We start from the raw sequence: 19,959 nt of genomic DNA, 5'->3' as shown, positions 1-19,959 counted from the left end.
GAAGTCTCGCGGTTAGAGTGGGTTTTCAGCGTATTGCGGCTTCAGCCACTGCTCCAGCTGGTCGGCAGGAATCGGACGGCTGATCAGATAACCCTGAGCCACATCGCAACCATGCTGGCGCAGAAAGTTGAGCTGGCTGGTAGTTTCTACGCCTTCGGCTACCACCTGGATGCCCAAATTGTGGGCCAAATTTATAATTGCAGAGGTAATGGTGGCATCGTCCTGGCGCTCAGTTACCTGGGTGATGAATGAACGGTCAATTTTTAGCAGGTCAATCGGGAAGTCTTTGAGATAGCTCAGCGAGGAGTAGCCAACGCCGAAATCGTCAATTGCCAAGCGCACGCCAAGTTGCCGCAGGCGTTTGAGCTGGTCCAGATTGTGGTGGATATTGCTCACGAATATCTCTTCGGTCAGCTCGATTTCCAGCTGCTGCGGTGCCACACCGGTGGTCGCTAACGCCGACTGTACGTAGTCCAGAAGGTCAGGATTTTCCAGTTCGCGCCCGGACAGATTCACCGCAATCTGCAGATTTTGGTAAGGGGTGCCACGCCATTCGCTGAGCTGATTGCAGGCGGCCGTCACCACCCAGCGGCCAATATCGGTGATGCGCCCGCTTTCCTCGGCCAACGGTATAAATTCGCCCGGCGCCAACAATCCGCGGCGTGGATGCTGCCAGCGAATGAGTGCTTCTACGTTGACGATGCGGTTGCTGTGCAGGTTTAGCTGAGGCTGATAATAAAGTACAAATTCGTTATTGCTAAGGGCAAGGCTAAGATCTTTTTCCAGCTCCAGGCGCAATAATTCCCGCTCTTGCATGCCTTCGGTATAAAACTGGTAGCTGTTACGGGCCTGCTTTTTGGCCCGATACAGGGCGATATCAGTATTGCGCAGGAGGGTTTCGGCGTTTGGCCCGCTTTGCGGGTATACGGCAACGCCCATGGTGGCGGTAATCTGAAGTGGGTTGCCTGGCAGGCTAAAAGGTTGGGTGAAAATTCGCTGTACTCTGCCTAAAAGGTGAATGACATCATCAACGGCGGTTACCTGCTGCTGACAGATCAGGAACTCGTCACCACCGGCATAGGCTACCATAATACGTTCATCCGCCAGGCCGCTTAAGCGCTCTGCTACCTTGCTGAGAATTTCATCGCCGACCTGATGCCCCAGAGAGTCGTTGAGCATCTGAAAACGGTCCAGGCCAAGCATAATTAGGGCCACCTGTCGCGACTTGCGTTCGGCCATAGACAGGGTGAACGCAAGATCGTCCATGAAAAAACGACGGTTGGCCAGGCCCGTGAGAGGGTCGGTGGATTCCAGCCGGGCCAAATCCTGCTGGATAGCGCTACGCTGAGCGATCTCCTGGTCCAGTTGGCTGCGGGTTCTCAGCAGTGCCTGATTGCGGCGCAGGATTTCCTGCGCCAGCAGCGTTGCCATACTGATAACCAGCCCTAGAATTAACAGACTGGCTAACGTGAGCCAGGCCCAAGGGCTGCGTTGGTCCTGCACCCAGGTGTGGCTAGGGCGCAGCGTCAGGGTCCAGTCCATGGTGGGTAAATCCAGCGCGATCTTGCTATTGAATTCGTCACTGATAGGCAGCGACGAATTCAGCTGAGATTCAAGCTTGCCGTCTTCGTAAATATTGACTTGAAACAGCGTCAGCGCACGGCTGTTCAGTAGAGTTTGTACCAGAACATCTATCTGGAAAACTGCACCGATAAAACCGTTGTTGTCGTCGCCGGTGCCCACAGGCACATAGGCTACAATCCCTTTGCCACCCTGGTACAGGGGAATAACCCCTGAAACATCAGAGTTGCCGGTGCGCATTGCGCGCTTCAGTGCGCGGAGGCGCTCGGCATTGAAAGCGACATTGTAGCCAACCAGTTCTGGCCAGTCGTGCGGCGGCTCGATCCAGCGGATGTAAAAATCACGGTCAATCCACTCGATTGCCTGGTAAATCTTGAAATCTTGCAAATGGTTGTGGACATCCCTGCGCCACTGGGCTTCGCTAATTCCGTTGTTGGTGTGCAGGCGATCAGCGTTGCGGCGCAGGGACAACAACAGGCTATTGAACTCCCGCTGTAGATTGTTGGCCATTATTTCGGCCTCGGTGTCCAGATGCGCCTGAATCTGGCGACTGTCTTGCTGGCTTTGGCCAAATCGCAAACCCAGGGCCAGCAATAAAAATAAAAAGAAGATAAACACCGGCAGGGCTGGGTGCAAAAGCCCTTTTGCGACAACACGCTGTGTTGAATCCGTGTTTTTCATTGGGCTCACTAGGGTCGGGGCATAAGCCGGGGTATTTCCATTTTTGGACAGCGATCCATCACCACTTTTATGCCCGCCTGTCGCGCGCGCTCGGCGTCTTGGTGATTAATAACGCCAATTTGGAGCCACAGGACCGGAATGTTCATAGCGATGGCCTGGTCGATCACCGCGTCGGTGCGATGCGGAGCCAGGAACAGGTCTGCCATGTCTACTGCAACCGGCAGTGATTCAAGGTCTGCATAAACGGTTTCACCCAGCAGCTGTTGGCCGGCCAAACGGGGGTTAACGGGTATTACCCGATAACCTTGCTGCTGTAAGTAATGCATGACCTCGTGGGAGGGGCGGTTGGTTTTTTCACTGGCGCCCACCAGTGCTATGGTGCGGACCTGTTGCAGGATTTCGAGAATCTGCGAGTCAGACATCTCGAGCATGGTGTAACGCTCCTATCAAAGAAAATGATAATAATGCATGTCTTACACGTTATCTAGCGCCTTAGCGCTAGACCAATTTGAGCCTGATCAACGGTTGGTATTGATCAAATTAAAAAATTCCAGGCGGGTGGCTTGTGATTTACGGAACTGACCAAGCATCATTGACGTCTTCATTTTCGAATTCTGTTTTTCAACGCCGCGCATCATCATGCACATGTGTTGGGCTTCGATGACGACGGCTACGCCCTTGGCATTGGTCACACTCTCTACCGTTTCGGCGATCTGTCGAGTTAGATTTTCCTGGATTTGCAGGCGCCGTGCGTACATATCGACAATGCGGGCGAACTTGGACAAGCCCAATACCTTGCCCTGAGGCAGGTAGGCAATGTGGCACTTGCCAATAAAAGGCAGCATGTGATGTTCACACAGGCTGTAAAGTTCGATGTCCTGTACCACCACCATTTCGTCCATGGCGGATTCGAACACGGCGTTGTTGATCAGGTCATTCAGATCCTGCTGATAACCGCGGGTTAGAAACTGCATCGCCTTGGCCGCACGCAGAGGCGTGTCTTTCAAGCCTTCGCGGTCACAGTTTTCGCCTAGGCCGTTAATAATGGCGCGATAATGGCCAGCAAGATCATCTGTCAGGGGATTGCTCATAAATAAGGGTCCGGTTTTCTGAATCTGGCAAGGGCAGAAGCTTAAGGCAAATTGGCCATGATCTCTATGGGTAAACGTTGTGATAGTGGTTCAGCTGTTGCCCTCAAGGCCGGTATTGGCTGGCGGCGAGCCTCCGGGCAATTGTACAACACGGTTACGGCCGCCGGCTTTTGCTTTATACAATGCCCGGTCTGCCCGCTTGAGCCAAGCTGACCACGTCTCGCTGGCGCACGCTTGCGTCAGGCCGCCGCTGATGGTGGCCCGAATGCCGGTCTGGAACGGTTCGGCGGCCACGCTCTTTACCAGTTCACGGGCCAGTATCGAGGCTTCGTGCAGGCCGGTTTCCGGTAGCAGCACCATGAACTCTTCGCCGCCAATACGAAATATGTGGTCGTTGTCACGCAGGCGGTTGCTCAGCAGGCGTGCTACGCCTGTGAGTACAGTGTCACCGGTGTGGTGGCCCCACTGGTCATTGATGGTTTTGAAGTGGTCCAGGTCCAGCAGCAAAATGGACGATGGCCGGTCGTAGCGTTCGCACAACTTGATTTGGTTGGTTAGGCTTTCAGCCAGTGTTGCCCGGTTCCGGCAGCCGGTGAGTGGGTCGGTGGTGGCCAGTTCTGTCATTTCCTGCTGTAAGCGCCCCACCAGCCAGGCAAAAATCAGTGCGAACAGACAGGTCAGCCCTAGCGATGTGCTGATGCGCCAGAACTCTGACAGGGGAAATACGTAAAAAGCCATGACCGCCATCAAGGCTAAAAACACAAAGTTGCTGAGCGCGGCATCCCGCAGAGGCATTAGAAAAAATACGGCAGTAATGGCAGGGTAGGCCCAGTAAAGCCCGGCATGGCCGTTAATGGCGGTAGAATAGACCGCGCAGACCATCGCCAGCAGCGGGAACAGCCAGCCCCGTAAGAAGTAGTGTTGGCGGAAGCGCAAAAAGCCAATCACCAGCAAGGCGTTGGCGCAAAAAAGAAAGAGTAGGGCGGACAATAGATAATTCTGATGAAGCCACTGCACCACAATCAGCGGCGCTACTGCCAGGCAAGCCCAGAAATGCAAGTGATAAACCAACTGGCGGCGAAACCCCATCACCACCAAAGTCGGGTTGCTGGTAAATTTTTCCGATAAAAAAAAAGGTACGGCCACCGAGAGTTCCCTTCGTCAGCCCAATGTTGCGGCTTGGCACACTGGTTATTGTTATCACTCAACACGCCAAATTTAACACGGCTGGCCATGAAAAAACGCTGCCTTGTTGAATAATCGTTGATGTGTTCTCCGGCGCAACTTTTTGCCAGACTTAATAAGGGTGACACGTTGCGGCCTTCTCGACAGCATTTCTTACTAAGGGAAAATCATGACCGCGATTCATATTCGCACACCGGCGCTAACCATTCGAGCCGGAACTCGTGCCATGAGGCGGTTACGGGACAACCCGTTGAGTGCCGCGGATGTTCACGTGATCCCCGGTGCTGCCGGCGGGCCAAAAGCCTTGGGGCTAAGCGGTCTGGATAAAACCTTATTTGGCCACTGGCTGCCAAGTGCGCCGCAACCCAGAGCGTTAGTGGGTTCGTCTATCGGCAGTTGGCGCTTTGCGGCGGTGGCGTCGTCTGATGACCCGGTTGCTCAGTTGGAGTTGCTGGCGGAGTTATACACACAGCAACGTTTTACCAAAGGGGTCAGCGCCGCCGAGGTAACCCGTAAAAGCCTCGAATTTCTGCAACAGTTATTGGGTGGGCGAGAAAAACATATTTTGAACCACCCGCAGTACCAACTCACCGTAATGATGGTGCGCAGCTTGGGATTATTGCAGCACGATAGCCGCGGTCGCCTGACTCTGGGGCTGCTGTACGCCATTGGCAGCAATATACTGGGCCGTCGGTACCTGGGCCGGATTATGGAGCGGGGCATTGTGCAGGACAGTCGCACACCGGTACCTTTGGAGGAGCTGCGCGATTTTGCCAGCCACACCATTGCTCTGAATCAAGACAACCTGCTTCCGGCGCTGCTAGCCTCGGCTTCAATTCCGATGGTGATGTCGGGCGTGGCGAATATACCCGGAGCGCCAGCGGGACTTTATCGCGATGGTGGCTTGTTGGATTATCACCTGGACTTGCCGTACCAGCAGCCCGGGGTTGTGCTGTATCCACACTTTACCGACCGGATAATCCCCGGCTGGTTTGATAAGCCTTTACCTTGGCGCAAGTCTAACGCGTCACATGTGCAAGATGTGTTGTTGGTGTCGCCCTCGGCGGACTATCTGGCGAGTTTGCCCAATGGAAAGCTGCCGGACCGTCGTGATTTTGAAAAGTACCTGGGCGATGACGTCGGCCGCGAAAAAGCCTGGCGTCGCGCGATTGCCGAGAGTGAGCGCCTGGGTGATGACTTCATGGAATTAGTGGAAAAGCGCCAGTGGGATTCAGTGATGCAGCCGCTGTAGCCCCTGCGTTTGGATGCGAGAATCCTTCTGTAAAGGCGACTTATGCACGTTGTTTGCCGCCAACCGCGGATATCAGCAGAAAACAGCTGAATGCAGTAACCACAACCGACGGCCCCGCCGGTGTGTCCAGTTCCCATGACAGGGCCAACCCGCCGGTCACGGCAATAAATCCGAACAGCATCGCCATGGCCACCATCTGTTCGGGTGTGCGTGCCAGGCGCCTTGCGGTGGCGGCGGGAATAATCAGCAGCGCCGTAATCAGCAGCACGCCGACAATTTTCATGGCCACTGCAATAACAATAGCAAACATCAGAATCAGGGCCAGCCGCAGGCGTTCTACCGGTACCCCTTCAACCCGCGCCAGTTCTTCGTGAATGGTGCTCATCAGCAGGCCGCGCCATAGCAGTGCCAGCAGGCATAAAATGGTGGCGGCACCGCCGTAAATCCACCATAGATCGCCGCGGCTCATGGCCAGCAGATCGCCAAACAGAAGCCCTGTCAAGTCCATTCGCACCGAGGGCATGAAGCTCAGGGTGACCAGCCCAATGGCCAGCGCACTGTGGGCCAGGATGCCCAGCAGGGTATCGGTGGCTAAGGTTTTGTTGCGGGAAAACAGCACCAGCGCCAGAGCCAACCCCAAGCAAGTGATAATCACCCCGACATTAATCGGCACCTGAATCACAAAACTCAGGGCAATGCCGAGAAGCGCCGAATGGGCCAGGGTATCGCCAAAATAAGCTAGCCGCCGCCAAACCACAAAACAGCCCAGAGGCCCCGCTACCAGAGCCACACCCAGGCCGCCAATCAGCGCACGCCAGAAAAAATCATCCAGAATGCTGTCAATCATGATGGTGCCCTGAGCAGGTTGGCGCTGCTTTCGCTTCGCTGAATGAACTGACGTTGAGAGCTTCTTCGCCGAGAGCGCCATTACTAAGAGTGCCATCACTGAGAGCTCCGTCGCTGACAGCGGTGCCGGCGCCAATGACGTTGCCGTGCAAGTCATGGCGGTGATTATGATGGTGATGGTATACCGCCAGTGACTCAGCAACGGCGGTGCCGAAGGTTTCAATAAAAGCTGGGTCGTGGGAGATGTCTTCCGGAAAACCGCTGCAACACACGTGCTGGTTCAGGCAGATAACCTTGTCGGTCGCGGCCATAACCAGATGCAGGTCGTGTGAGATCATGATAACGCCGCAGTTGAGCTCGTCTCGGAGTTGGCGCACCAGGTCATAAAGTGCGGCCTGGCCGTTGATGTCGACCCCTTGGGCGGGCTCATCCAGTACTAGCAGGCCGGGCTGGCGTGCCAGCGCCCGTGCCAGCAGCAAGCGCTGTTTCTCGCCGCCAGATAGGTGATGCACCGAGGCTGCCGAAAGGTGAGCCACTCCGGTACGCGCTAGCGCTTGTTGACAACCTTTGCGGTCGCAGCCGCTCAGCGCCATAAAGCGCTCTACACTCAGCGGCAACGTGGTTTCAAGGTTCAGGGTTTGTGGCACATAACCGATCACCAAACCCGATTGCAGGCTAATCGAGCCAGACGTGGCTTTCTGGATGCCCAGAATGGTTTTGATCAGGGTGGTTTTGCCGGCTCCGTTGGGACCGATAATGGTGATGATATCGCCGCGCTTTATACTCAAAGACACCTGATCAACAATCAATCGGTCATTGAGCGTCACCGATACCTTGCTCAGTTCTGCCAAAACTTCGCTCATGATGGCGTCGGCTGATCAGTGCTGTCGCTCTGACAACGTGGGCACAAGCCGGCAATTTCCAAAGTAATCTGTTCTACCTGAAACGTTTCGGCGGTGGCAGCTTGGTTGATAGCAGCGGTTATATTCGGGGCGGCTAACTCCAGCACGTTGCCACAGCTGCGGCAGATCAGAAAGGTGCCGCAGTGGTTCTGGCCCGGGTGGTCGCAACCGGTAAACGCGTTAAGCGACGCAATACGGTGTACCAGGCCGTGTTGCTGTAAAAAATCGAGGGCGCGATATACCGTTGGCGGCGCAGCCTTGTGGCCATCGGCGCTTAGCTGAGCCAGCACATCGTAAGCGCCCAATGGTTTGTGGGACTGCCAAATCAGCTCCAGCACTCTTTCCCTGATGGGGGTTAGCCGCGCTTCGTTACGCCGGCAAATATCCCTAGCCTGAGCCAGGGCCTGATCAACGCAAAGATCATGATTATGGGGGCGATAGGGTAAAGCGCGGGCGGGCATGGCAAGTATCCGATGAGATTTGAAACATTATAACAGTTGCCATCGGTGCTGCCAGGGTTTCCGCATCGTTGGGTGAGGCCTCAGCGTAATTGCTGCGCCAGGCTTTCCAGATACTCCAGATTGGGAATCCAGGCGCGCTCGCCGTCTACTTCAACTTCCATCAGGTCGGCGACGCCGGTTGGACTGTCCAGGCGCTGAATCTGGCTTTGATTAATACGATTCTGGCTGGGTATGCCCTGAGTCATCAGGGCAATAAAGGGCTGTTCGCGGTGTTCTTCGACGATGCTGTTAAGAATAACCACCCGGCCGCGGCGACTATTCGGTTGTGCCAATTGGCCGCCGCTGGCGGCGTCGTAGGATATAATCGGCAGTCTTAGCCCGCGCCAGTCCAGATAGCCGGCCAGCCAGGCGGGTGCGTCGGCGCTTGAGTTGATGTCTGGGCTGTAGTCCACCACTTCTGCCAGCGATACGTTGGGCAGTAACAGCTGACGGCCGATCATCGGAATCATGACGCAGGCCAGGGTCTGGTTGTTATCGCTCATAAGTTACCTGTCAGCCTGCGAATGGTTTCTAGCAGAGTTGTTTCCTGGAACGGCTTACCCAGATATTCGTTAACGCCAATGGCTAATGCACGCTCACGATGTTTCTCTCCGGTACGGGAGGTAATCATGCAAATGGGTGTATTTCGCAGAGCGTCGTCGTGGCGAACAAAGCCAGCGACTTCAAAGCCATCCATGCGCGGCATTTCAATGTCCAGCAGGATGATATCAGGCTGGTAATCCTGCAGCTGGGCTACGGCATCCAAACCATCTTTGGCGGTAATCACTTCCATACCGTTGCGCTCAAGCAGGCGCGACGTCACTTTACGCACGGTTACGGAATCATCGACCACCATTACCAGGGTGGCGCGCTGGTGAAGTCGCGGTTTCTGGCGCGGCTGGTTCGCTTTGTCGCTGGCGTGCTGTTGCTCTGACAGTATGTCGGAGCGGATCATTGCTGGCAGATCAAGAATGACCACCACATTTCCGTCACCCAGAATGGTGCCGCCGGATACGCCACGCACAGAGTTGAACTGAGGCCCGAGAGATTTCACCACGATTTCGCGGCTGCCCACCAGGCTGTCTACCTGCAGGGCCATAGGTTGCTCTGCGCCGCGCACCAAAATAACCGGCAGTGGCAGTGCCTGGCCCTGAAGTTTGGGCTGGTGTTCGCTGTTCAGCAGATTGCCCAGATATTGCAGTCGATACTCCTGACCGGCGTACTCGTACAGCGGCGCTTCGGGTTTGTAATATTCTTCCAGCTCGTAGGTGCTCACCCGCACTATGCCTTCAATGGTGTTCAGCGGTATGGCGTAAAAATTGTCGCCGCTGGTGACCATCAAGGCGCGGTTAACCGATACGGTAAACGGTAGCCGAACGGTAAATGTGGTGCCGTGGCCGGCGCCGGAATGAATGTCGAGACTGCCACCCAACTGTTTGATTTCTGACGCTACCACGTCCATGCCAACGCCTCGGCCGGATACCTGGGTAATCTCCTTGGCGGTGGAAAACCCCGGTGTCATGATCAGCTGCAGAATCTCGCGCTCGGTCAACACATCATTTGGGCCGACCAGGCCCTGACTGATGGCTTTGCTGCGTACCTGCTCGGTAGAAATGCCGGCACCATCATCCCGCATGCGCAGAACAACGTCGCCGCCTTCGCGTTGCAGCGACAGGCTGATTTCCCCTGTTTCTGCTTTGCCTGCGGCCAGACGCTCTTCGGGCGCCTCAACGCCATGGCCCAGCGCGTTACGCAGCATGTGCTCCAGAGGCGCAATCATCCGTTCCAGTACGTTGCGGTCCATTTCGCCTTCGGCGTTGTACACCTCAAAATTGGCTTTCTTGTCTAGCTCAGCGCTGATTTGGCGCACAATACGGCGTAAGCGCGGCACCACTGAGGCGAACGGAATCATGCGGGTCTTCATCAGACCTTCTTGCAGTTCCGTATTGATACGTGACTGCTGCACCAGCAGGGTTTTGGTGTCGCGAATCCGGTCGGCCAAGGTCTGGCGCAGATCAATCAGGTCGGAAGACGATTCCGACAGAGCCCGCGATAGCTGCTGTATAGACGAATAACGGTCCATTTCCAGTGGGTCGAAGTCTTCATCGTAATCGGGCCCGAGCTCTTTTTCGGCGCGGAACAGAATCTGGGTTTCGGTTTCGATATCCATGCGCCGCAGCTGTTCACGCAAGCGTTCAATTGTGGCGGCCATCTCTTCCAGAGTGTGGCTAAAGTCGCTGGTTTGCTGTTCCAGGCGGCCGCGGGCAATACTGGTCTCGCCCGCCAGATTGACCAGGTCGTCAAGCAGCGGTGCCGACACCCGAATGGTTTCTTGCGTGGTGCGCAGGGTCTTGCGGCTTTGCGCGCGCTTCGGCCTTGGCTTGGGCACTGCAACAATGGGCGTCTGCTGCTGTTCTGTTGTCGGCGCTGGCGTTTTCTGTACGGCCTTCGGCTCTAGGTCCTGCTCTTCTTCCTGTTCCACTTTCGCAGGCTTTTGAGCCAGCACTGAAGACTCGGTCTGTTGCGGCGGATGCAGCTGGTGCACCTGCGCGATCAGATCCTGAGCTGGTGGGCAGGCTTTGCCGGTGGCAATTTGTTCTACCATGGCGGCCAGACGGTCGTGACAGGCAAACAGAGGTTCGTACAACTCTGGCCCGGGCCTCAGTTCGCCCCGCGTAATCAGCTCGAACAAATCCTCCAGAGCGTGTGCCAGATCACCCATGGCGTCTGCGCCCGCCATTCGTGCGCCGCCTTTCAGTGTGTGCACGTCGCGCTGCAATTCGGCGGCAAGCATACTGTTTTCGGGATTCTCACTCCAGCTGTGCAGTGCGCTGCCGGTGGCGTTGATCAGGTCATAGGCTTCTTCCAGGAAGATGCCCATCAGTTCCGGGTCGGTGGTTACGCGGTTGGTGTCGTGTGCGTCTGGGCTTTGTTCCGGTTGCAGAGCAACCGAGGAATGATCGGCGCCGGCGCTTGTAGCGTTGCTGGAATAACGTTGTATTTCTGCGATCAGGTCGGGCGCTGAGCGCGGACTGTTGCCATTTTCCAGCGTTTCTACCATGCTGGCCAGACGGTCGTGACAGCTGAATAGCAGGTTAGATAGAACCGGCGACATTGCCAGTTGTTGCTGAACCAGACCTTCGAACAGGGTTTCCAGTTCGTGGGCCAGATCACCAATACTGCCCACTTTGCTCAGACGTGCACCGCCTTTGAGGGTGTGCAGGTCCCGTTGCAGCAATCGCAGTAAATCGTGATTGCTGATGTCCTGACTGAAGCGCTGAAGTGCGTCGGCGGTGCTGTCGATCAACTCGCGGGCTTCTTCCTGGAAAATCTCCAGCACTTCGTGATCTATGTCGTCTTCCGCATCCGGCGCATAGGCAGGCACGGGTGCTTCAAATGCAGTCTCAGCGGCTGCCGGTTCGTTGTCTATGTTTGGGTTTAGGTCTTCGTCTTCCTGAAACTCGGCAAGGAAGGCGTCGCTGGCCAGAACATCATCGGTAAGATCCATGATTTGCTGGCGCAGCGGATCTGCGCTGTCGATGGTCAGCCCGGCGGCGGCCTGGTCCATCATGTTGATCAACTGCTCATGAGCCAGGTGCAGGCAGGCCTGAAGTTCGGGTTTTGGTTCGAGGTCGCTGTCAGCCAGAACGCTGTAGCTGCTTTGCAGCGCCGCCGACAACGTGGCTATGTCGTCCAAGCCGGCAATTTCGGTAGCCGCAGTCAGCAGCGTCAGTTCGTGACGCAGCTGTTCAAGGGCCTGGCCATTAGCGGGGTTGGCAATCCAGGTGTCCAGTATGGTGCTGGCGTTAAGCACGATGTTAATGTCGTCGCTAAGAAAGAGTTCTAGCAAAGCGGAGCGGCTATTGGCCGACGATGGCTGGGTACCGTCGTAGCTGGCGCCCGTTAAGGTAGCCCGAGCTAGCTGTGCCAGTTGCTCCAGGAACTCGCGGCTGCCCGGCAATTCTGCCAGTGGCTGACTGTGAAGTTGCAACAGGCCTTGGTTTAACAATGACACGCCTTGCTCTAGCAAGGAGATAGCACCGCTGTCGCACCGTTTGTTTTCGGTGCGGGCGTCTTTCACAAAGCGCTCAAGGGGGGTAACCAAATCGGCAATGGGCGTTATGCCGGTGGTGTGAGCGCTGCCTTTAAGGGTATGCAGTGCCCGTGTTAGTTCGTCGGTATAGGCCGTGGTTTGTTTGTCTGCGGCACTGGCAATATAGGCTTCCACCGTTTTTAGGTGAGACCGGGCTTCGCTCTCGAAAATATCCAGCAGAAGCTGATCTACGTCTGGCTCGTCGTCTGACTCTTGCCCTGGCTCGGGCGGCTGCAGAACATCGCCCGTGGCGGTTTCGCTTGCGGCAACGGCACCAGTGGCAGCCGGCACGTCTTTGCCGTCGGCCAGAGCATGGGCGCGGGCTTGTGCTTCATGGGTGTTAACGGTTGCGGTGCGGTGTTGTTCAAAATCACAGACTAACGCCGGCAAAATCGCGATAACATCGCTAACCAGCGCGGCAACGGCGTCGCTCATGCTGCGGCTGCCGTCAAGCACCCGGTTCAGCAGATTTTCCACAGACCATGCCAATTCACCAATTACGTCGGCGCCGACCATGCGGCCGCTGCCTTTCAGGGTGTGGAAGGCGCGGCGCACTTCACCCAAAGCGCTGCGATCGCCATAGTGCCGCAACAACATAGGCATGTATTCATCAATACTGGCTAATACTTCACCGGCCTCTTCGATGAAAACTTCCAGGATTTCGTCGTCAATCAACTCGCTTTGCGGGTTGTCGGTGCGGTCTGCGGCGCTGACTGGCGCACTGATGGCGGTATCGGTATCGGTATCGGTATCGGTATCGGTATCTGCGCGGCGGGTGGTCGTGATGGCTTCGGCGCGAGCAACCAGGCTGCCGACATCGCCCTCCGGGTTGCCGGCGCGGAACTCATTGATCAGTTGGGGCAGATGCGCGTTGGCGTCTGTGACCAAAGAAAACACGTCATCGTTGGGTTTGACGGTTTGATCAATCAGTTTGTTCAGCAGGTTCTCAACCGCCCAAGCCAGTTCGCTCAGGCTGCTGGCGCCCACCAGGCGGCCGCTGCCTTTGAATGTGTGATAGGCGCGGCGCATTTCGGCCAGCGCTGCCCGGTCGTCGTGGTTGCGCTGTAAGCGCGGATAGTATTCGTGGATGGTCGCCAGAACTTCTTCGGCTTCCTCGATAAAAATACCAACAATTTCGTCATCCAACAATTCGTCTGGGGGTACGCCCGTGTCTAAGATGGGCGCTGATACGGCGTCTAGCAGGGGTGCCTCCAGCAATGGCGTGTCCACCAGGGGGATGTCGGCTTCGTTGATGTCAGCTCTGGGGCGCCAGGTAGACGCCTTGCCTGCAGGGAAGCCCAAGCTTTCAAGACTGCTTTCCGCCACCCGCAACACGCTGTCGTTGTCACGGATTCCGTCATTCAAGCGTTCCAGATAATACTCGATGCTGGTAACAGCATCGGCCAGGGTATCCAGTTCCTGCCAGTTGGGCACCTCGCGACCGCTCAGCAGCACGTCGTTGATGTAGCGTTCCATGGCTTCCAGCAACTCGCTGGCACGCTCAAGCGGAATCAACCTCAGGCCACCACAGATGCTGTGCAGCAGCGCCGGCAGATGTTCAATCTCACGGGTATCCCACTGTGAGGCAATAAAGTTGACGACGGCCGATTTGGCCTGTTCCAGAGTGTTGCGGGACTCCTTTAACAGTGCACCGTTGGCATCCCCCAGCTCCCGCGAACCGGGGTTCAGCAGGTCGCGCTGGTGGGTGTCTTCATGCTGGCTGTCCTGGCCCAGATTAGCCAGACTGGCTTCCACATAGAGCAGGGCGCCGGCGATGTCCATCAGCGTGTTATCGGACACACGCTCATCCTGACGGACCAGCTGGGCCACCAGATCAATCTGTTCATTAACCACTTTACGCGGCACGCCCAGACCAATAACTGCAAGAGTGTTGGCTACCTGCTGCAAACCTGGCAGCAGGTCTTCCAGTTCATCGTTGCTGCGCAGGTCGGCGCGGACGAACAGGTCCAGCGAGTCTTTGAGCTTGGCGAGTTCTTCGTTGAGGGCGTGCACAACAGAATGGATGGCATCGCGGTTAGGGCCGCTGACCCGTGAACGCGCTGCATCTACATCATCGTCAGAAGGTAATGCCTGGGCTAGCTGGTAATCAGTGCGCAGTGCTTCTATGCGCGGCGAATCGAGTTCGCGGGCGCGGGCTACATAATACAGTAGATTTTTGAACAGAGCCTCTGGCGCCGGTTGTGCCAGGGCCGTGCCGGGATTGTCTGTTAGTTGGCGAATTTCGCTATCCAGCTCCCGCAGCAGCGACTTTACCGCCGCGTTAACCGGGTTGGCTTTAAGCTGAAGTGTTTCGACAAAACCAGCGGCAGCTTTCCACAACTCACCCCGCGGCGTTTTCTGACACAGCCGAACCAAGCGTCTGATCACTTTTTGCATGTAATCAAAGTTGGAGTCGAGATCAGCTTCCCGCACCACTCCAGCCAGCGCGAACTGATACATTTGCCGCAGTTTGCGCACATGGTTGCGCACTTTTGGTTCTTGCAGTCGGTCGTCTTTTATTTCACCGCTGGTGCGCGCCGGCGACATATCGGGCTTGAACAAAGAGGTGTCAGATAACAATGCTTCGCCGCGTGCGGCGCGCAGATCATTCATTAGCGGTAGTAGCACCAGCGGGAAATCATCACTGCTTCTGTCAATATGGTCGAGGTATTGTGGCAACTGCAGAATGGCCTGCATCAGCACTTCAACGGCTTCGTTTTCGCTGTCAACCTGGTTGCCCAGAATGGCCTGGGTGAGTTTTTCCATCTCTTCGGTGAGTAGCGATGCACCGTAGAGCTCAACCATTTGCAGTGTGCCGTGCACCTGGTGGAGATAGTTCAGGCAAAAGCGTAGGCGGGCCGTGTCTTTACGGTTGTCCACATAACTTTCCAGAGCCTGCTGGCCCTGAGTCAGCGTACTCTGTATTTCACCCCGAACCCAGTCGAGGGCGATACTGTCATGGTTATTGCCCATAACCTCTCCGGTTATTCGTCGTTGCCCGCTGCTTTTTAGTTTCCTGGAGCTTTGGTCTTTGCGGCTCCCTACTTCTGATTCAGACTCAGCTTACCAACGGAACCTTGCTGTTGGTGTCTGTTACTTCGTCCTCGTCTGGAAGTTTGAAACCTGCTACCGACGAACGCAGCTCGAAGGCCATGTCTGCCAGATTACCGATTGAGTAAGCAGTAGCGTTGGTGCCCGATGAAGTCTGTGAGGTGATTTCCTGAATGACGTTCATAGTATTGGAAATGTGCGAAGCCGAAGAAGATTGCTGGCGAGCCGCGTTGGAAATGTTCTGAATCAGTTCAGCCAGGTTCGTGGAAACGTTTTCAATTTCTTCCAGTGCAACACCTGCGTCTTGCGCCAGGCGGGCACCGCGGACCACTTCGGCAGTGGTGTGCTCCATCGAGATAACGGCTTCGTTGGTATCTGCCTGGATGGTTTTTACCAAAGCTTCGATTTGCTTGGTGGCGGCAGAAGACCTTTCTGCCAGCCGTTGTACTTCGTCGGCAACTACGGCAAAGCCGCGGCCGGCATCACCCGCCATGGAGGCCTGAATAGCGGCGTTCAGCGACAGAATGTTGGTCTGGTCGGCAATGTCGTTGATCAGCGATACGATGTCGCCGATTTCCTGGGACGATTCACCCAGGCGCTTGATGCGTTTGGAGGTTTCCTGAATTTGCTCGCGGATATTGTCCATGCCGCGGATGGTGTTCTGCACCACGTCTGTGCCTTTCTTGGCGATGGCAACCGAGCGTTCTGCTACTGCAGACGATTCCGCGGCGTTAGACGATACCTGATCAATAGAAATCGCCATTTCGTTAACCGCTGCCGAGGCGCCGGCAATTTCCTGGGCCTGGTGCTCGGACGCGTCTGCCAGCTGCATAGCAGTCGACTGGCTTTCCTGAGCCGCTGTAGCAACTCGTACGGCGGTACCACGGATTGCCTGCACCAGTCCGCGCATCTGGTCGATGGCGTAGTTGATGGAGTCGGCGATGGCGCCGGTAAAGTCTTCAGTCACCGACGCTTCTGCGGTCAGGTCACCGTCGGCCAGGTCGGCCAGTTCGTCCAGCAGACGCAAAATAGCGTTCTGATTCTGTTCATTTTGTGCCTGGGTTTTGGTCAGGCGGGTTTGGGATTCGCGATAAACCGCCAAACCAATGAGCACGACGATAGCAATCACGGCGGCCAGTAGCGCAAGGGCAAGAGTAGGACTGATGACTCGCGCGGCCGAAAGATCACGCAGCTCTGTGGCCAGTTCGGACAATTTTCCGAGCAAAATTTCTGAGTTTTCGAAGATGTCGTTAGCGGCGTTGGAAACTTTGAACAGATCGGGAGACGCCTGCAATACCGCATCGGCGTTACTGGCAATGAACCCGAACAGCTCGGCGACCGCCTCGAGCCCGTAAAGTGCATCTTCGTTGGCAACGCGAGTGATGGCCAGCGCGTTGTTGCCGTCAAGCTGGCCGTTCAGTACGCGGCCAAACTGGGTGGCGTCGGTCAAAAAACGGTCGGCGGCGGTCACCGCATCTTCGTCACCGGAGAGCACATTGTTCACTGAACGGAACATACGTTCAGCCAGCAACGACTGACGTCGCGCCAGAGCAATTTGGGCTTCCGGGGCACCGCTGTTCTGAAGAACCATAGAGACGTCTTCGTATTCAACCTGCATCTGCGGGATGATTTCATTGAGAGTGTTGGTCACCTCCCGCATGTTCATGACCGAGTCGCGGGTGGCCAGAATAATGTCGGCGTTTTCGCGCACCGAATCCCAGTGCTGCTGCACCTGGCTGGCCGCTGCGGTGTCACTGGCGGGCAGGCCAGTTTGCGAGTTGCCCTTGGTCAGATTGCTCCAGAGCTGGCGGAAGCTGTCGCGAGTGTCGCTCAGCTGGTCAAACGCGCTGGCGTTACCACTGGCGGCCTCGGTGCCGTTTTTGGCGATCTGCTGCGACAGCACTCTCAGCTCGGCGGTGGTGTTCGTGTATTCGCGATCGTGCTGGCTGTCACGGTTAACCATGAACAGCACCACAACCAGTAATGCGGTGAGTGCAATCAGCACGGTAATCAGCCCGGCAATCAGTTTGTTGCCACCTTGTCTGCTACCGAGTTTTCCGGCTCTGTTTTTCATCTTCTGGCTCCCGGCCTTTATTCTGAAATGGACAAGTCTGTTTTATTGAAATGGGTACGGTCGTGGGTTGGTGGCCCAACCACTGCGTTGCAATTACCGCTGTGCAACGTCTAGAAAGCGTTCGTCGCCAAGCAGTTCGGTGGCCGAGAACACATTCCAGGTTTCCCCGTTGCGCGTATAGCCGCCGGCAACAAAGGGTTGAATACGTTCAGGGACACCGCTGGTATCTGATGTGAAATTCTCTGCACCGAAATACTGCATGCCCAGAACCGAGTCGACAACCAAGCCGCTAAACAGGTCGTCTTTTTCAACCACCAGAACCCTTCGCTGGCGGAGGGTTCTGGTGGCAGCGCGGGGCAGTTCAAAAAAGGCGTCAAGATCCACCAGGGGCAATAATCGGCCGCGCACGTTGGCCGCGCCCATTAAAAAAGAGCGCACGCCTGGTATCTGGGTAAAACGGGGGACATGCAATATTTCGGTAACCTCGCCCATAGGCGCAACATAGTGTTCACCGGCCAGCACAAAACCGATTCCATTCCATTGTTCCGCAGCTTTTTCCTGCTCTGGAAGACCTGCTGACAATTGCCGGCTGCGCAGGGCTATGTTCGTCAGAACAGCAAAGGGGGCAGCCTGCGCAGACATACGTACTCCGTGTTTGAAGATCAGCCAATCAGGCTATTGATGACCTGAATCAGATCGTTCTCGTTAACCGGTTTTACCAGATAACCTTTGGCGCCCTGGCGGGTACCCCAAACCCGATCTGTTTCCTGATCTTTTGTGGTCACAATAATAACCGGAATTGATGCAGTTTCCGGTGCGCGGGTTAGTTGGCGGGTGGCCTGAAAACCGTTCAAACCGGGCATAACGACATCCATCAGCACCAGATCGGGGGTTTCCGATCGAGCTTTGGCCACCCCATCGGCGCCGTTGTCTGCGGTCAGCACTTCGTGCTGGTGCTTTTGCAATATGGTGGTGATTTTCTTCACCTCGGTGGGCGAGTCGTCAACAATAAGAATGCGAGCCATGGTGTCCCCAATGAGTTCCGGAAATGTCAGAGTTAGTGCTGCGCCTGTGGCACGAAATGACGAATGGTATTAAGCAGTTCGTCTTTGCTGAATGGCTTGGTCAGATACTGATCGGAACCCACAATACGGCCTTTTGCCTTGTCAAACAGGCCATCTTTACTGGACAGCATGATGACCGGCGTTTTCTTGAAGGTGGAGTTGTTCTTGATAAGGGCGCAGGTCTGATAACCGTCTAGCCGCGGCATCATGATATCAACAAAAATAATGTCGGGTTTGGAGTCGGCAATTTTGGCCAGCGCATCGAAACCGTCAGTCGCGGTTATGACATCACAACCCACTTTTTTTAAAAGGGTTTCGGCAGTGCGACGAATCGTTTTGCTGTCGTCGATTACCATGACTTTCAAGTTCCCGAAGTTGTCGTCCATTGTCCAACTGCCTTGCGCTCAGCGACTGTATTGTTAGCAAACCGGGGTTCTAGCACAAACAACAATTTTGTCCTATGAACTCCGCTCCTTTATAAAGTATAGGTGCCCGAATAGACAGTACTTGTTCGTCAATAAATGTACTTTTGCCAGCCCCATCACGTTATGGGCTGAGGATTTCTGCAGATGCATTCACGGCTCGAGTACAATACCATCTGAATCCTCAGCATAGCACTATGTGAAAGGCCTGCTTTGCAAACCGGTTCGTAATTTTAAACCCCCGACAATAGAAAGAGACGTTATGACAGTCCGACTCGGTATCGTGATGGATCCCATTGACAGGATCCAGTTCAAAAAAGACAGTTCGCTGGCCATGCTATGGGCCGCCCAACAACGTGGCTGGCAGTTGGTTTATATGGAACCGGAGGACATGTACCTGAATGGTGGCCAGGCTCGGGCCCGCAGCCGCAACCTGACTGTGCGGATGGACCCGAACGACTGGTACAGCTTTGAATCGGAAGACGATATTGCGCTGGGCGATCTGGACGTTATTCTGATGCGCCAAGACCCCCCGGTCGATCGTGAATTTCTGATGGCGACCTATATTTTAAGCGCCGCTGAAGAGCAGGGCGCGCTGGTGGTGAACCCGCCGGCCATGCTGCGCGACTGCAACGAAAAGCTGTTTGCTACCCAGTTTGAAGATCTGACGCCGCCGCTTATTGTCACGTGTTCTTCAGCGCGCTTACGGGCGTTTTACGCCGAGCACAAAGATATCATCATGAAGCCAATCGATGGTATGGGCGGCAGTTCTATATTTCGTATTAAAGAAAACGACGGCAACCTGGGTGTGATCATTGAAACCCTCACTGAACACGGCACCCGGCAGGCGATGGCGCAGAAGTTTGTGCCCGCAATCACACAGGGCGACAAACGCATTCTTATGATTGAAGGTGAGCCCGTACCTTACGCATTGGCGCGCATACCCTCCGCCGGTGAAAATCGCGGCAATCTGGCGGCCGGCGGCCGCGGTGAAGGCCGCGAACTGACCGACCGCGATCGCGAGATATGTGCCCGGGTGGCGCCGGTGATAAAAGCCAAGGGCCTGATGTTTGTGGGTTTGGACGTGATTGGCGATTACCTGACCGAAATCAACGTAACCAGCCCCACCTGTATCCGCGAACTGGACGCCGCCTTTGGCATTGATATCAGCGCGTTGTTGATGGATGCCATTGCCAAAAGGCTGCAGCAGCGCTGAT

Annotated in this window: 15 protein-coding genes; 2 read left to right on the top strand and 13 right to left on the bottom strand. The window is 55.7% G+C overall.

Annotation, left to right across the window (positions count from 1 at the left end; translation table 11 throughout):
• Window positions 1–12: 12 nt before the first annotated feature.
• From MIH19_RS20835 to MIH19_RS20820, 4 genes are all read right to left on the bottom strand, one after another.
• Complete coding sequence (locus tag MIH19_RS20835) at window positions 13–2,262, bottom strand: EAL domain-containing protein (RefSeq protein WP_249006685.1); 2,250 nt, start codon at window positions 2,260–2,262, stop codon at window positions 13–15.
• 8 nt (window positions 2,263–2,270) lie between these two features.
• Window positions 2,271–2,693, bottom strand: coding sequence for a CoA-binding protein (locus MIH19_RS20830; protein WP_249006684.1), 423 nt, complete (start codon window positions 2,691–2,693; stop codon window positions 2,271–2,273).
• 87 nt (window positions 2,694–2,780) lie between these two features.
• Window positions 2,781–3,353 (bottom strand): GTP cyclohydrolase I FolE, encoded by a 573-nt coding sequence (gene folE, locus MIH19_RS20825; RefSeq protein WP_249006683.1) that lies wholly within the window; start codon window positions 3,351–3,353, stop codon window positions 2,781–2,783.
• Window positions 3,354–3,443: 90 nt separating this feature from the next.
• Window positions 3,444–4,499: a GGDEF domain-containing protein gene (locus tag MIH19_RS20820; protein WP_249006682.1), complete on the bottom strand. Its 1,056-nt coding sequence runs from the start codon at window positions 4,497–4,499 to the stop codon at window positions 3,444–3,446.
• A 208-nt stretch (window positions 4,500–4,707) separates the two neighbouring features.
• Here MIH19_RS20820 and MIH19_RS20815 point away from each other — a divergent pair, with 208 nt between their 5' ends.
• The gene (locus MIH19_RS20815) at window positions 4,708–5,790 is read left to right on the top strand and encodes a patatin-like phospholipase family protein (RefSeq protein WP_249006681.1); all 1,083 of its coding nucleotides are present in this window, start codon (window positions 4,708–4,710) and stop codon (window positions 5,788–5,790) included.
• Window positions 5,791–5,830: 40 nt separating this feature from the next.
• Here the strand turns inward: MIH19_RS20815 and MIH19_RS20810 are convergent, their stop codons facing one another.
• The 9 genes from MIH19_RS20810 to pilG all read right to left on the bottom strand — a co-directional run bounded on the left by MIH19_RS20810 (window position 5,831) and on the right by pilG (window position 18,706).
• Complete coding sequence (locus MIH19_RS20810; RefSeq protein WP_249006680.1) at window positions 5,831–6,637, bottom strand: iron chelate uptake ABC transporter family permease subunit; 807 nt, start codon at window positions 6,635–6,637, stop codon at window positions 5,831–5,833.
• Window positions 6,630–7,499 carry a zinc ABC transporter ATP-binding protein ZnuC gene (gene znuC / locus MIH19_RS20805; protein ID WP_249006679.1) on the bottom strand — a complete coding sequence of 290 codons (870 nt, stop codon included), beginning with the start codon at window positions 7,497–7,499 and terminating at the stop codon, window positions 6,630–6,632. The genes MIH19_RS20810 and znuC overlap by 8 nt, the downstream gene beginning before the upstream one ends.
• Window positions 7,496–7,999 (bottom strand): transcriptional repressor, encoded by a 504-nt coding sequence (locus MIH19_RS20800; protein WP_249006678.1) that lies wholly within the window; start codon window positions 7,997–7,999, stop codon window positions 7,496–7,498. Before MIH19_RS20800 ends, znuC begins: the two co-directional genes overlap by 4 nt.
• Window positions 8,000–8,079: 80 nt before the next feature.
• A complete protein-coding gene (locus tag MIH19_RS20795) occupies window positions 8,080–8,541 on the bottom strand; it encodes a chemotaxis protein CheW (RefSeq protein ID WP_249006677.1) in 462 nt (153 codons plus the stop codon).
• The gene (locus tag MIH19_RS20790) at window positions 8,538–15,104 is read right to left on the bottom strand and encodes an Hpt domain-containing protein (RefSeq protein WP_249006676.1); all 6,567 of its coding nucleotides are present in this window, start codon (window positions 15,102–15,104) and stop codon (window positions 8,538–8,540) included. Before MIH19_RS20790 ends, MIH19_RS20795 begins: the two co-directional genes overlap by 4 nt.
• A gap of 85 nt (window positions 15,105–15,189) precedes the next feature.
• On the bottom strand, window positions 15,190–17,256 hold the full coding sequence (locus MIH19_RS20785) for a methyl-accepting chemotaxis protein (protein ID WP_249006675.1): 2,067 nt from the start codon (window positions 17,254–17,256) through the stop codon (window positions 15,190–15,192).
• 93 nt (window positions 17,257–17,349) lie between these two features.
• On the bottom strand, window positions 17,350–17,898 hold the full coding sequence (locus tag MIH19_RS20780; protein ID WP_249006674.1) for a chemotaxis protein CheW: 549 nt from the start codon (window positions 17,896–17,898) through the stop codon (window positions 17,350–17,352).
• Between the two features lie 20 nt (window positions 17,899–17,918).
• Entirely contained in the window at window positions 17,919–18,281 is a 363-nt protein-coding gene (gene pilH / locus MIH19_RS20775) for a twitching motility response regulator PilH (protein ID WP_249006673.1), read from the bottom strand.
• 32 nt (window positions 18,282–18,313) lie between these two features.
• Window positions 18,314–18,706: a twitching motility response regulator PilG gene (gene pilG, locus MIH19_RS20770; protein WP_014872951.1), complete on the bottom strand. Its 393-nt coding sequence runs from the start codon at window positions 18,704–18,706 to the stop codon at window positions 18,314–18,316.
• A 298-nt stretch (window positions 18,707–19,004) separates the two neighbouring features.
• Between pilG and gshB the strand changes: the two genes are divergently transcribed.
• On the top strand, window positions 19,005–19,958 hold the full coding sequence (gshB, locus tag MIH19_RS20765) for a glutathione synthase (RefSeq protein ID WP_249006672.1): 954 nt from the start codon (window positions 19,005–19,007) through the stop codon (window positions 19,956–19,958).
• Window position 19,959 lies beyond the last annotated feature (1 nt).

It is taken from the genome of Marinobacter sp. M1C (assembly GCF_023314135.1).
Taxonomy (GTDB): Bacteria; Pseudomonadota; Gammaproteobacteria; order Pseudomonadales; family Oleiphilaceae; genus Marinobacter.
Note: the sequence above shows the minus strand (reverse complement) of the source record. Positions and strands in the feature narration are given on the sequence as shown.

What these genes read in the sequence shown, in the direction of transcription:
- MIH19_RS20815 (WP_249006681.1), top strand. Translation starts at nt 4,708, where the DNA reads ATGACCGCGATTCATATTCGCACACCGGCGCTAACCATTCGAGCCGGA.
- MIH19_RS20810 (WP_249006680.1), bottom strand. Translation starts at nt 6,637, where the DNA reads ATGATTGACAGCATTCTGGATGATTTTTTCTGGCGTGCGCTGATTGGC.
- MIH19_RS20830 (WP_249006684.1), bottom strand. Translation starts at nt 2,693, where the DNA reads ATGCTCGAGATGTCTGACTCGCAGATTCTCGAAATCCTGCAACAGGTC.
- gshB (WP_249006672.1), top strand. Translation starts at nt 19,005, where the DNA reads ATGACAGTCCGACTCGGTATCGTGATGGATCCCATTGACAGGATCCAG.
- MIH19_RS20835 (WP_249006685.1), bottom strand. Translation starts at nt 2,262, where the DNA reads ATGAAAAACACGGATTCAACACAGCGTGTTGTCGCAAAAGGGCTTTTG.
- MIH19_RS20790 (WP_249006676.1), bottom strand. Translation starts at nt 15,104, where the DNA reads ATGGGCAATAACCATGACAGTATCGCCCTCGACTGGGTTCGGGGTGAA.
- pilH (WP_249006673.1), bottom strand. Translation starts at nt 18,281, where the DNA reads ATGGCTCGCATTCTTATTGTTGACGACTCGCCCACCGAGGTGAAGAAA.
- MIH19_RS20780 (WP_249006674.1), bottom strand. Translation starts at nt 17,898, where the DNA reads ATGTCTGCGCAGGCTGCCCCCTTTGCTGTTCTGACGAACATAGCCCTG.
- MIH19_RS20795 (WP_249006677.1), bottom strand. Translation starts at nt 8,541, where the DNA reads ATGAGCGATAACAACCAGACCCTGGCCTGCGTCATGATTCCGATGATC.
- folE (WP_249006683.1), bottom strand. Translation starts at nt 3,353, where the DNA reads ATGAGCAATCCCCTGACAGATGATCTTGCTGGCCATTATCGCGCCATT.
- MIH19_RS20785 (WP_249006675.1), bottom strand. Translation starts at nt 17,256, where the DNA reads ATGAAAAACAGAGCCGGAAAACTCGGTAGCAGACAAGGTGGCAACAAA.
- znuC (WP_249006679.1), bottom strand. Translation starts at nt 7,499, where the DNA reads ATGAGCGAAGTTTTGGCAGAACTGAGCAAGGTATCGGTGACGCTCAAT.
- pilG (WP_014872951.1), bottom strand. Translation starts at nt 18,706, where the DNA reads ATGGACGACAACTTCGGGAACTTGAAAGTCATGGTAATCGACGACAGC.
- MIH19_RS20800 (WP_249006678.1), bottom strand. Translation starts at nt 7,999, where the DNA reads ATGCCCGCCCGCGCTTTACCCTATCGCCCCCATAATCATGATCTTTGC.